The following is a 12,859-nucleotide window of genomic DNA, read 5'->3' as shown; positions in this document are numbered from 1 at the left end:
AATAAATTTACATTCATATTATTTGCAGCTTTAATGCGTAGCAACTAAACCCGACTAAAATACTCAGGATTTGCCGATGATGTCACAGTTAACCGAGCGAAATATCTCTTAAGGAGTAGGTCACCCAACTTATTTGTAGCTGGCAAATTGGCTCTCGAAACGTTGAGATACTGAGTGACGATCACGCCAAAGCGTTTCATTTTTTATCACTTAATTCGGAAGCGACCACTTGGCCTTGTTTAGTGTATTCGTACAACTGGGTAGGTTTTGCCCGCGGTAATTGCGACAGGCCCAAAAGGAGCCGAATTGACCATCCTTCAACAGCATATCGCCGCCGCAGAGGTTACAAAGCGGTGATATATGTCCACAAGCCTCATTTAGACACGCCTTAAAGCCTGCAAAACGGTTACGCGTCATTGGGCTAGCGCAGAGTTCGCAGCCTTGCTCCTTGTGATCGCACAAGGGAAAGTGTGAGCAAGAATAAAACGATTTAAAATTCCCCGTTCTAGGCTTAAGCGTTCCCGTGCTGCAACGCACGCATTTTACTTCTTTAAATAACCTTTGTACTAAAGAGGTGCTGAACTCATCTTGTTCAATTGGGTAGTCTTTTGTAAGCAGTTCAGTGACGAAAGGACTCACATCTGTCATATCGGCAATCACATAGACACGGTGTTTTGCCCGCGTTAATGCGACATAAAATAGTCGGCGTTCTTCTGCAAATTCAAACGTTTCAGTTTTAGGTAAAAAAGCATCCAGTATCGGCGGCGTAATTTTCATCGACGGAAAGCCATGCATTCCCGTCTTCATCCCCATGATCACCACATAATCGGCTTCTTTCCCTTTTGAAGCGTGAAATGATTGGCACTCAACCTTCAACTTAGGATATTTAGCCTTGAGTTGGTTAACTTGGGTTTTATCGGGTAACTGAAACCAAAAACGTGCCAGCAAATAGACGCTCGGTACGCTGTTAAGTTTGTCACTTCCGGCGCTTATCCTTGCACTTATCGCCGTTAATGCTTGTTCCAGTGGATTCGGGCTTGGCTCATCTTTACTGGGTGGTTCATTTTCTCCGCGGCGTAATATTGAAACCGCGGGGGAGGCGACCTGCTTGAGGGAGCGAATATCCTTGCTCAATTGTGTGGGATTTTGGGTGACAAACTGGGTAGCGACTTCCCCAATACTGCTGTTAAACCTAAAAGTCAGATCTAAGTCGCTTTGGGCGGTTGGGCCAAAATAGTGAGTAAAATTCGTAGTTAAACTCACATCTGCGCCGCTAAAGCGATAAATCGCCTGCCAGTCATCCCCGACACAAAATAAAGACGCCTGCGCTTTAGAATGGGGCGCACAGGAATCCCTCAAGGCACGCACTAAGCGGGCACGTGGTTCTGAAATATCTTGGAACTCATCCACCATAATGAAACGCCACGGGCTAATAAATTGCCCGCGTTGTAGATACGTCAGCGCTTTGCCAATCATGTCCTCAAAATCAATGTCGCCATTTATTGCTAAATGTTGCTCATAGCGCGTGATTATGGGCTCAAGCAGTTCGAATGCCTTACGGGTCTGCTGAGCATCGGCGGCGCGGGCAAATACCCCCTCAAGGCCATGTTCATCAAGGCAAGCTGCTTTATACAGCCCAATCAGCTGACTAAACATTTTTGCCAATTCAGTCACGCGCCCAAGTTCATGCAGGGTGGCGAGTATGGCTTCATCGGGTAAGGGCGCGTATTGCACTTTAAAGACCTGTAAAGCTTGCTCAAGCTTACCGATTAACGACCCGTTTTTATGTTGGTAATAAAATAGCTCAATACACTTAGTACCATGTTGTTGATGTAGCTGACGTTTCCATGCCATCGATTCCAAGTACTTATGGTTATCGATATAAGGGGCGGTATTCTGGTGTTCATCAATACCATAGTATTCAAGATAAACTTGGTATTCAGGCAGATAGAAATCGGGTTGATACTGACGAAAATCAATACTGCGCACATCATGCTCATACTTAGTTTCATAAACATATTCGATGCCATTGCTAAATAGCCAGTTGGCAATGTAAAGCTCACCAAAGCTTTTGACTCGCTCACCTTTAAGGGTGCGAATATCGTTATCATTCAAGTATTGAAAATACTCACCTTCCAGATCGAACTCGAACGGGCTTTTTTCAACATAATAGAAGCGGCTGAAGTACTCGAAAAGCTGCTTACGGTAAGCCTCATCTTCAATCAAAGTCTCAAGGGTATTGTGCACCCACAGCTCTTTGGCTTTGTCATCCTCTGCCCAAGGGGACAAACTGGGTTTAGCGCGCTCAACGTCGGCGATAATTTTTAAGCCTAAACTGTGGAAAGTGCTCGCCTTGATATCCTCCGTGCCAAGCTTGTTTTTAATCCGTTCATCCATCTCGTCAGCTGCTTTACGGCCATAGGCTAATAGCAAGATTTCATCGGCTTTTGCTTGACCACTCTTCAGCAAATATCCGGCTCGCCCGACCATCACACTGGTTTTGCCCGTGCCAGCACCTGCCAATAACAAGTTATTGTTATCATCGATAATACAAGCTCGGCGCTGTTTTTCGGTTAAGGGATTAGATTCTACATGCTCAAAATAGTCTGCAAATTTAACGAGCTGCGACTGAATGTAATCTTCACGCAGCTGTTTTACATCGGCGCGGGTCCAGCGGTGGATTTGCTTAAGCCTCGCTAACACAGTGTGTAGATTTGCCGCCAAGGGCAGGTTTTCACACCAAGGGAACCAACGCGGATATTCGTGCGCGACTCTGGCTTGTATCATTGCTAAACGCGATTCTCGTAAATAAGTGTGTGCCAGTATTTTATCGACTTTCGCCACTAACTCAGCAATGCGCGCCCCATTGGCATTCGCCCAAAGCAGTGCGGTGTCGTTGCCAAATTGATGCTGCGCAAAATAGCTAAGAAACGGCAGTTGATAGGCTTTGCCAGATACAGTGAAACCGAGCAAGTATCCGAGCGGACTCAAGGTAAAAACCGGCGGGGAGTCGAGCTGCTGCCAAGTAAAATGTTCGTCAGCTGCTACTTTATTAGCGCTGCGAGAGTGAGCAAAAAAGCCGCCTTTAGTGCGATTAATGCTAATACCACTGGCGCTGAGTTTTACCGCATCAGCTTTGCCAATAAAGAAATGGCCAAACCAACTGTGCTTGATATCTTGTTCAGAGTGAGTCAATGACAATGTAAAACCTACGGCTAAAAAGTTTTAGAATTAACAGGCTGATTTTTAAATGCATTATAACTTAAAACCCGATAGCTCGTGTCAAGGTTGTGCTATGGGGCGGTATGGATTGTCTATTGATTTTGGTCACCAGACGCAGCCAAGCTCATAGTGTTGGTGAATGATGTCTTAGTTGGCGTGAGAGGCGTGGCAAACCAAGCATGATGGTGACTATGTAACTATATGCATAAGAAGGGCGCGCATTAGAAAGGCGTGTATCAGAAAGCAAAAAAGCCTGAATCTCTTCAGGCCTTTTCTTTTCTCAATACAACAGCTTAATCCTTGCGGATTAGTTCATGCCGTATTTTTTCAATTTTTTACGCAGAGTACCACGGTTGATACCTAGCATGTTTGCTGCGCGGGTTTGGTTGCCACGAGTGTGTTGCATGATGATGTCAAGCAGAGGCGCTTCAACTTCGCTTAGCACCATTTCATAAACTTCTTGTGCTTCCTGACCGTCCAACTGTGCGAAGAAGTTAGTTACGGCACGCTTTACTGCGTCACGTAATAACTGGGGCTTGATAGTGCCGTTTGCGGTTTCGATTTTGCCAACGGTAAGCTGGTGAACTTCTGTGTTAGTTGTCTGATCAAACATTCTATTCTGCTCTTTATTAATTCTGTACTAATTCATCAAAATAACATTCCACGAGGGAATACTGTTCTGCAGCGGTTTCCAGCCGATTAAAGTCAGCCCTAAATTGGCGCTGAGCTTCTTGGTCTAGGTACCATCCCATATGTTTTCTGGCGAAGCGGATACCCTTGTATTCACCATACAAATCATACAGTTTGGTGAGGTGTTCCAGCATCACTTGACGCTGTTCGGCAACCTCAATGGGCGCTAGCTTATTACCCGTTTCCAAGTAGTGCTGGATTTCTCTGAAAATCCAAGGCCGTCCTTGAGCACCCCGTCCTATCATCAAGGCATCGGCACCGGTGTATTCCAGCACAAAGCGGGCTTTCTCCGGACTGTCGATATCCCCATTCGCGACGACAGGAATCGAGACATTCTGTTTGATTGCTTTAATCGTGTCGTACTCAGCGTCGCCTCTGTACATACATTGTCTCGTGCGACCGTGAACGGCGAGCGAGGCGATGCCACAATCTTGGGCAATCTGGGCGATTTGAACACCATTCTTGTGTTCTGGCTCCCAGCCGGTGCGAATCTTTAACGTGACGGGCACATTCACTGCGGCGACCACGGCTTGTAAAATTTCTTTTACCAGCGGCGGGTTTTGCATCAGCGCTGAGCCAGCCAGCTTTTTATTCACTTTTTTCGCGGGGCAACCCATATTGATATCAATGATGTGAGCGCCTTGTTCAACATTGAACAACGCGGCTTGCGCCATTAAATCAGGATCGGCTCCTGCAATTTGCACTGAGCGGATGCCTTCCTCGCCAGAATGCGTCATGCGCTGGCGGCTTTTATCTGTATCCCAAACCTCAGGATTGGATGAAAGCATCTCGGAAACCGCTAGGGCTGCGCCATAACGAAGACAAAGATTACGGAAAGCTTGATCGGTGACACCTGCCATTGGTGCCACGATCAGCTGATTGTTCAGTTGATAGGGTCCAATCTGCATTTTATGTTTCACCTTAGCTCTTCAAAGGGGCGCTATAGTAGCCCTTTTTGTTGGCCGTGAAAAGGTCAATAAATGACCTAGATGTAATTTTTTTTCTTGACTTTTAATCGGCGAGAAGTCAGAGGCTGAATAGTTAGAAGCCAGCGGTGGCGCATGTTGCGCCACCCTTTAGCGCTATTTACGCTTGCCTGTCAAGCGGCTCCAATCTTCTTTGTGAGCCGCTGCGTCCATATCGAACCATTGGCTATAAAAGTCAGAGATTTCTTGGGCTTGTTCTTTGAGGAGACCGGAAAGGGCAAGTTTGCCACCGGTTTTTACGCGTTCTGCGATCAAAGGCGCTAATTCACGCAGTGGGCCGGCAAGAATATTGGCGACCAGAACGTCGGCTTTGAGATCGGCGGGTTGGTCTTCTGGCAAGTACAAGGCTAGCTTGTCGGCGACATCATTGCGCTCGGCGTTGGCACGTGAGGCGTCGATGGCTTGATAGTCGATATCGATACCTGTGACGTTTTTCGCGCCCAGTTTCAGTGCGGCTACGGCTAAGATGCCAGAGCCACAGCCAAAGTCGATCACTTCTTCATCGCTTAAATCTAAGCTGTCTAGCCACTCTAAACACAGTGCAGTCGTAGGGTGAGTGCCTGTGCCGAAGGCAAGACCGGGATCTAAGATCACATTGACTGCGGTTGGATCGGGGATCTCGCGCCAGCTTGGGCAAATCCACAGACGTGTGCCGAATTGAATGGGGTGGAAGTTATCCATCCACTCACGCACCCAGTCTTTATCTTCAATTTGTTCGACCTTATGGCTGAAGTTCTCGCCGAGGAAAGGCAAGGTTTTCAACATGGCGATGGTCGGTGTCAGATCGGTTTCTGCATCGAATAGGGCAACGACAACGGTATCGCGCCACAGTGGGGTTTCGCCCAGTTTAGGTTCAAAAATAGGGGTGTCTTTACCGTCTTCGAAGGTGATAGAGACTGAGCCTTCTTCCATGAGCAAGTCGCTGATGGTTTCAGCGTCATCGCTATTGGTGTTTATACGGAGTTGGATCCAAGGCATGGGGGCATCCTGTGGCTGAGTGTGCAAAAGCTAAGGGTTCAAAATATCGCGCTATTGTAAACCATGGCTTAAGGTTCTGCGACTGACTATCGTGGCATAGCGTTTTTGTCTGCGTAGACAAGGTGTTAGCTAACGCGCATTGATTGGTATTAAAAAACGAATTGTCAGTTTTAATATTTAATATAACACTCTGAAATATATTGGTTAATTTGTTTTACCTTTGTTTTGTTCGGTATGTTTTTTGTGATCTTCTTCTAAGAGTTGCACTCAGTCAGGTGAGTTGGCTCACGCTTTAAATCTGTGACACTGAGGCCGGTTCTGCGTTGCTGCTATGGTGTAATTTGCCAAGAGGTGCCAACGACGAACGACATAGGTGAATCTAAGATGACAAGCATAACTCGAGTTCACAATAGGGTGAGTACGCCGCTAGGTCATCCTTGGTCGGCAAAGGCTGACAGGCTACAGAGCGCGACAGGGATTATGCTCGGCAGCTTTTTATTGCTGCATATGCATTTTGAGTCGAGCATTCTGCTGGGAAAAGAGGCCTTTTATCGTGTAGTGCAGTTGCTTGAAGGTGGCATGTTCAGCAGCACAGGACACGGTTTCCCCATAGTCACTAAAGTGTTTTCAGTGTTTATGCTATTGGTGGTGATAGTGCATGCGGCGGTGGCACTGCGGCGTTTTCCGGCGCAGCTCGGGCAATGGCGCGCCCTGCGCTCGCACATGGGCAGCATCAACCACAAGGACACCCATGCGTGGTTTTGGCAACTGATCAGCGGCTTTATCTTATTTTTCCTCGTTCCTGTTCATCTCTTCACTATGATTTTAAATCCCGAAATTGGCCCGCATTTATCGGCCGAGCGGGTGTATCACGACAATGCTTGGTTGTTATATGCGTTGTTACTCCCAGCCGTAGTCGTGCACGCCATGATTGGCCTGTATCGCGTCGCGGTAAAGTGGGGCATAACCACTAAACGCTCAGGTCTACGAAAAGTAGCTAAGGTGTTGATTATATACCTGCTATGTCTGGGGACTGCGAGCCTAATGTCCTATCTGTTTATCGGTAGTGAGCTGGGTATTCCTGTGCAGCCCTTTGTGCCTGAGTAGGCTTTGAGCTGGCAGCAGGATTTTGTTTCACTGCTATTATTTAAGCATTAGGTTAATTATTCGGCACTCAATTGATCTGGCTCACGTTTTCATGTGGATATGTGAGCGATATTAATTTGCAGTAAGACTTAATGAGATTGGCTCGATAAGGTCAACGGCGTGAGGCGAGAGGATGGCGATCAAACTAACTATTAAAAAATGGAGTGCTTGGCTGGATTTAAGTCAGAGCGTGTCTGGCGTCATCCTCGCGGTCTTTCTGTGGACCCACTTAGTCTTAGTGTCATCGATTTTACTGGGTAGCGATGCCATGAATTGGGTGGCGCGCACTATGGAGTTGAGTTTTCTCTCCGACGATGGCCACGGTTATCCCTGGGTGGTGACGGCTATTGCAATGGGCATTGCCGCTCTAGCGTTAGTGCATGTATTAGTTGCGCTGCAAAAGTTACCTATGAGTTTGCGCCAGCAAAGGGCACTGCGGCAACAAATGCAAGTGATCAACCACAGTGATACGCGTCTATGGCGCTGGCAAGCCATTACCGGTGTGGTGATTTTACTCTTGCTGCCTGTGCATTTGTGGCTCATTGGGTCAGCCCCCGAAACCATTGGTCCCCTAGGGAGCGCCGACCGTATTTGGAACCAAGGTGTGTGGATGGTTTACCTGCCGTTGCTGCTCACGGTGGAGTTACATGCGGCGATTGGTATTTACCGTGTGGCCTTGAAATGGGGCGCGGCGCGGGATCTCAATAGTCGCAACCGATTACGTAAGATCAAAACCATAGTGAGCGTGCTATTTGTCACCGTCGGCATAGCTTCGCTGCTGGCGTTTTTACCCCATGCGAGTTAACTCCGCCAGAAATTAATGAATAAGTAAATCAATGAATAAGCTTATTAATGAATAGAATGTCGAACACAGCAAACTGCACAAGAATAATAGACCCGATTAAGGAGCAGGCGTGAAACTGATTTATACCGATTCATTAGTGGTAGGCGCCGGACTTGCAGGCTTAAGGGTCGCCATCGCCTCGAAAGAGCGTGGGCTCGATACCTTAGTCCTGTCACTCATTCCTGCGAAACGCTCCCACTCAGCTGCCGCCCAAGGCGGTATGCAGGCGAGCTTAGGCAATGCCGTAAAAGGTATGGGCGATGATGAAGACGTGCATTTTCAAGATACGGTAAAAGGTTCCGACTGGGGTTGCGATCAAGATGTGGCGCGGATGTTTGCTCACTGTGCGCCCAAGGCAGTGCGTGAATTGGCGACGTGGGGCGTGCCTTGGTCAAGGGTGAGTGCAGGCCCAAGAGACGTGATTGTGAACGCGCAAAAAGTGACTTTGCATGAGGCGCAGGAAGCCCATGGACTGATTAACGCCCGTGACTTTGGCGGCACAAAAAAATGGCGCACTTGCTATACGGCCGATGGTACGGGTCATTCGCTGTTATACGCTATGGATAACAAAGCGATTTCTATGGATATTCCTGTCCATGAACGTATCGAAGCGCTGGCACTTATTCACGATGGTAAACGCTGTCATGGGGTTATCGCCCGCTGTTTGATAACCGGTGAACTGAGGGCCTATGTGGCTAAGTCCACCACCATTGCCACTGGCGGATATGGCCGCATTTATGAAGTGTCGACCAATGCGATCATCTGCGAAGGCATTGGTCAAGCACTCGCGTTGGAAACGGGCGTGGCAAGGCTTGGCAATATGGAAGCGGTACAATTCCATCCGACTGCTATCGTGCCCGTGGGCATTTTAACCACGGAAGGCTGCCGTGGTGATGGTGGCTTATTGCGCGATAAAGACGGTTACCGTTTTATGCCAGACTATGAGCCCGATAAAAAAGAGTTGGCATCACGGGATGTGGTATCGCGCCGCATGACAGAACATATACGTAAAGGTAAGGGGGTCGATAGCCCCTATGGGCCGCATTTGTGGCTGGATATTACCCTTCTAGGTCGCAAGCACATCGAAACTAACCTTAGGGAAGTGCAGGAAATTTGTGAGAACTTCCTCGGTATCGACCCCGCTAAGGATTGGATCCCAGTACGGCCAACGCAGCATTATTCTATGGGCGGCATTCGAACCAATGCCACGGGTGAAAGCCCGCAGCTTAAAGGCTTGTTTAGCGTCGGCGAAGCGGCGTGTTGGGACATGCACGGTTTTAACCGTTTAGGCGGTAATTCGCTGGCCGAGACCGTGGTTGGTGGCATGATTATTGGTAAATATGTCGCCGATTTTTGTGAGAACAATAGCCTAGAGATTGACACTCAATTGGCCGAACGCTTTATGCAGCAGGTGCAGAGTGAGATTGATCTGCTGATCGAAGGTGATGGTCACGAGAGTGCCTTTGCCCTCAAACGCGAGATGCAGCGCATCATGATGGATTATGTGGGGATTTTCCGTAATGGCCCTGAGCTTGATAAAGCCGTCGCTGAACTTAAAGTGCTGCTCGAACGTTCGCGTAAGCTTGGGCTTAAGTGTAAGAAACGTCACGCCAATCCTGAGTTAGTTGAAGCCCTGCGGGTCAAGCGTATGCTCAAAGTCGCGCTGACTGTGGCCTGCGGCGCAGCGGCACGAACAGAGAGCCGTGGTGCCCATGCTCGAGAAGATTATCCACAGCGCAATGATCGCGACTGGCTAAATCGTACCTTAGCCAGTTGGCCCGATCCAGAGGCGCTCGAACCTGTGCTTAATTACGAAGCGCTCGATGTGATGAAGATGGAACTCCCGCCGGGTTATCGTGGTTATGGCATTAACAACGCCATAGTGCATCCCGATACCGAAAAACGTGAGCAACAGATTGCCGAGATTTTAGCTGAGTTAGGTGATGATGCAGACTGTTATCAACGCCAGCGGGCGCTTATGCCCTTTGAATTACCCGAGAGCTTACAACCTAATAATGAACGTTTGAGTGATACCTTAAAAAGCCCGTCAGCCAATGCGTTAGGAGAAAAATCATAATGAGCCAAGGTCGAACGCTCACCTTTAATATCTTTCGTTATGATCCGCAGGAGCCAAACGATAAGCCGAAAATGGTGCGTTATCAGCTCATTGAAACGCCGGGGATGACGGTATTTATTGCTCTCAATAAACTCAGGGAAGAACAAGACACTTCATTGCAGTTCGACTTTGTGTGTCGAGCGGGTATTTGTGGCAGTTGCGCTATGGTAATCAACGGTTTCCCTACGTTAGCTTGCCGTACCTTAACCGCCAAATATCCTAAGGGCGAAATTACTCTAATGCCGCTGCCAGGCTTTGAGTTGATTGGCGATCTCTCGGTCAATACCGGTAAATTTATGCGGGAATTGGCCGAGCGCTTAAAGCTGTGGTTACACCCTAAGACCAATGATATCAGCATCCATCGACTCGAAGATCCAATGGATCCAGACGAAGCTGCGCGCCTGTATGAGCTTGAGCGATGCGTTGAGTGCGGAGTGTGTGTTTCTGCCTGTGCGACCAAACAAATGCGTGAAACCTTTGTTGGCGCCGTAGGTATGATGAAAATTGCCCGTTTCGAGATGGATAGCCGTGATGCGCGCAGTGCCGAGGATTTTTACCATGTGATTGGTAATCAGGATGGGGTGTTTGGTTGTATGACTTTACTGGGCTGCCAAGATAACTGCCCTAAGGATTTGCCACACATGCAGCAGATCGCTTATTTACGCCGCAAGATGGCCATGACTTTGATTTAATTCATTATGAAAAATGAAAAGCGCCAACTCGCTTGGCGCTTTTTTATTGATTAACAGGCGTAGCTTTTATGGATGTCAGCTCGACTGATTAAGTTTGCCGTTTGGGCGACAAATGTTTGGAAATGCGCACTCGCCATATGTTCATCCAATGCCGCTTGGGATTGCCAAATTTCGTACATCCAGAAGATATTTTCATCATCTAATGAGTGATGCAGTTTGTATTCGATGCAACCAGCCTCGGTATGCGTGTCTGTCACGAGTTGCTTGAGTATCTTAAATAGCGCGTCGCTTTGGCCTTGATTCGCTATGATTTGGGCAAATACCGTTATTTTCATTGGTTAAAACCTTCCAAAACAATTTTACCTATGGCTTTGCCTGACTCAATCTGAGTGTGGGCCTTGATTAAGTTCTGCGCATTAATTGTGCCGTAGTGCTCGCCGAACGTACTCTGTAACTCACCTGTATCGATAAGTGCGCTTAAGCGATTGAGTAAGTGATGTTGGGCTATCATATCTTCGGTTTGATACAGGCTGCGGGTAAACATCAGCTCCCAATGCAGTGACAGGCTCTTACGCTTGAGTTTCATCACATCTAATGGCCCCTTAGGATCATCGATTAACGCCAGTTTCCCTTGTGGCTTAAGCACTTGTACGATCTCATCGAAGTGTTGATCGGTTTGGGTCAAGCTAATCACATGGGTCACATCAGCAATGCCAATATTGGCAAGTTCGCCCGAGAGTGATTGAGTGTGGTCTATGACCGCATCGGCGCCGAGTTTTTGCACCCAAGCGGTGGATTCTGGGCGAGAGGCCGTGCCTATCACCTCTGCCCCTGTGAGTTTTACCGCCAGCTGAGTGATGATAGAGCCAACGCCACCTGCCGCGCCGATAATTAAAATACGGGCGTCAGTTGCCGAACCATCTTGGGGCAAACCTAAGCGGTCGAATAGAACCTCCCATGCTGTAATTCCGGTTAAGGGTAATGCCGCCGCTTGGGCATAAGTTAAACTCTTAGGTTTATGGCCGACAATTCGCTCATCAACCAATTGATATTCGGCATAACTGCCGCTGCGGCTAATGTCGCCCGCGTACCACACTTCATCACCGACGTTGAAAAGACTGACGTTTTCGCCAACTGCTTTGACGACGCCGACGGCATCCCAGCCGATGATCTTATATTCGCCCGCTGGTGCCGAGCTGGATGCGCGGATTTTAGTGTCGACCGGATTGACGGAAATGGCTTTGACTTCCACCAAGAGGTCAAAACCTGTTGCCGTCGGTTCGGCTAACGTGATGTCTTCTAATGCATTGGGTGCTGTGATTGCACCTGCAGTTTGGTAACCAATGGCTTTCATCTTTATTCCTCAGGGTGTACTGGCTGGAGTCGATCTGTTTGAGTGTACTTGTATCGTGTTGCCATTGTGTGGAATATTAGCTAAGAGATAAACAGGGTAAAGTTTGTAATTTTTTCAAAGGATTTTTGATAATCATGTTGATTAATGATTTAGCTTTGTTCGTGCGGGTCGCCGATTGTGGCAATATTTCTGCCGCTGCGGCCGAGATGGATATCTCCGCCGCTTCTGCCAGTGCCGCAATAAAACGGCTTGAAAAACAGCTCGATACTAGCTTATTTATCCGTACAACTCGCAGCTTACGTTTGACAGTACAAGGTGAGCGTTATCTTATTCATTGTCGTCGTGCTTTAAGCGATTTAGCGCTCGGCGAGCAAGCCATCGCCAGTGACAAAGGTAAGATATCCGGCACCTTAAGCCTGTCGGTTTCTTCGGATTTTGGCCGTAATCTGTTTGTGCCTTGGCTCGATGAGTTCTTGCTCGATTTCCCACAATTGCAAGTGCGCTTGCATCTTGGCGATAATATCAGCAGCTTTTATCACGATAAAATTGATGTCGCGGTGCGTTACGGCAAACCGCAGGACTCAAACCAAGTGGCATTTCCGCTCTGCAGTGTTGATCGTGTCTTGTGCGCCTCACCTGAATATCTGGCCGAGTTTGGTGTGCCAGATTCATTAGAACAGCTGATAGAGTATAATTGCTTGTTTTATAAGTTAGATGAGCGAACCCACGACCAATGGCAATTTAGGCGCGATGGGCAAGAATATAAAGTGCGTGTCACGGGCAACCGCAGTGCTAACGATGCAGAAATTGCCCGCCGTTGGGCTGTGGCGG

The 12,859-nt window shown here is 48.1% G+C and carries 11 protein-coding genes; 5 read left to right on the top strand and 6 right to left on the bottom strand.

Features of this window, described 5'->3' with window-relative positions:
* Nucleotides 1-210: 210 nt before the first annotated feature.
* From BM607_RS20915 to prmA, 4 genes are all read right to left on the bottom strand, one after another.
* Nucleotides 211-3,201: a UvrD-helicase domain-containing protein gene (locus BM607_RS20915; protein WP_071940686.1), complete on the bottom strand. Its 2,991-nt coding sequence runs from the start codon at nucleotides 3,199-3,201 to the stop codon at nucleotides 211-213.
* Nucleotides 3,202-3,529: 328 nt separating this feature from the next.
* Nucleotides 3,530-3,835, bottom strand: coding sequence for a DNA-binding transcriptional regulator Fis (gene fis / locus BM607_RS20910; protein ID WP_006083371.1), 306 nt, complete (start codon nucleotides 3,833-3,835; stop codon nucleotides 3,530-3,532).
* Nucleotides 3,836-3,851: 16 nt separating this feature from the next.
* On the bottom strand, nucleotides 3,852-4,820 hold the full coding sequence (gene dusB, locus BM607_RS20905; RefSeq protein WP_006083370.1) for a tRNA dihydrouridine synthase DusB: 969 nt from the start codon (nucleotides 4,818-4,820) through the stop codon (nucleotides 3,852-3,854).
* Nucleotides 4,821-4,994: 174 nt separating this feature from the next.
* Complete coding sequence (gene prmA / locus BM607_RS20900) at nucleotides 4,995-5,876, bottom strand: 50S ribosomal protein L11 methyltransferase (protein ID WP_006083369.1); 882 nt, start codon at nucleotides 5,874-5,876, stop codon at nucleotides 4,995-4,997.
* Between the two features lie 384 nt (nucleotides 5,877-6,260).
* Here prmA and BM607_RS20895 point away from each other — a divergent pair, with 384 nt between their 5' ends.
* The 4 genes from BM607_RS20895 to BM607_RS20880 all read left to right on the top strand — a co-directional run bounded on the left by BM607_RS20895 (nucleotide 6,261) and on the right by BM607_RS20880 (nucleotide 10,674).
* Nucleotides 6,261-6,983: a fumarate reductase cytochrome b subunit gene (locus BM607_RS20895; RefSeq protein WP_071940685.1), complete on the top strand. Its 723-nt coding sequence runs from the start codon at nucleotides 6,261-6,263 to the stop codon at nucleotides 6,981-6,983.
* Nucleotides 6,984-7,155: 172 nt separating this feature from the next.
* Nucleotides 7,156-7,827, top strand: a complete 672-nt coding sequence (locus BM607_RS20890; protein ID WP_071940684.1) for a fumarate reductase cytochrome b subunit — start codon at nucleotides 7,156-7,158, stop codon at nucleotides 7,825-7,827.
* 109 nt (nucleotides 7,828-7,936) lie between these two features.
* The gene (locus tag BM607_RS20885) at nucleotides 7,937-9,943 is read left to right on the top strand and encodes a fumarate reductase flavoprotein subunit (RefSeq protein ID WP_071940683.1); all 2,007 of its coding nucleotides are present in this window, start codon (nucleotides 7,937-7,939) and stop codon (nucleotides 9,941-9,943) included.
* Nucleotides 9,943-10,674: a fumarate reductase iron-sulfur subunit gene (locus BM607_RS20880; RefSeq protein ID WP_071940682.1), complete on the top strand. Its 732-nt coding sequence runs from the start codon at nucleotides 9,943-9,945 to the stop codon at nucleotides 10,672-10,674. The genes BM607_RS20885 and BM607_RS20880 overlap by 1 nt, the downstream gene beginning before the upstream one ends.
* 50 nt (nucleotides 10,675-10,724) lie before the next feature.
* Here the strand turns inward: BM607_RS20880 and BM607_RS20875 are convergent, their stop codons facing one another.
* Together BM607_RS20875 and BM607_RS20870 are read right to left on the bottom strand one after the other, a co-directional pair.
* Entirely contained in the window at nucleotides 10,725-11,009 is a 285-nt protein-coding gene (locus BM607_RS20875) for a putative quinol monooxygenase (protein WP_071940681.1), read from the bottom strand.
* Complete coding sequence (locus tag BM607_RS20870; RefSeq protein WP_071940680.1) at nucleotides 11,006-12,028, bottom strand: zinc-binding alcohol dehydrogenase family protein; 1,023 nt, start codon at nucleotides 12,026-12,028, stop codon at nucleotides 11,006-11,008. Before BM607_RS20870 ends, BM607_RS20875 begins: the two co-directional genes overlap by 4 nt.
* A 134-nt stretch (nucleotides 12,029-12,162) precedes the next feature.
* Between BM607_RS20870 and BM607_RS20865 the strand changes: the two genes are divergently transcribed.
* Nucleotides 12,163-12,859: LysR family transcriptional regulator (locus tag BM607_RS20865; protein ID WP_249269620.1), on the top strand; the 697-nt coding region annotated here is incomplete at its 3' end.

This window comes from Shewanella sp. SACH (assembly GCF_001887095.2).
GTDB lineage: Bacteria > Pseudomonadota > Gammaproteobacteria > Enterobacterales > Shewanellaceae > Shewanella > Shewanella baltica.
Note: the sequence above shows the minus strand (reverse complement) of the source record. Positions and strands in the feature narration are given on the sequence as shown.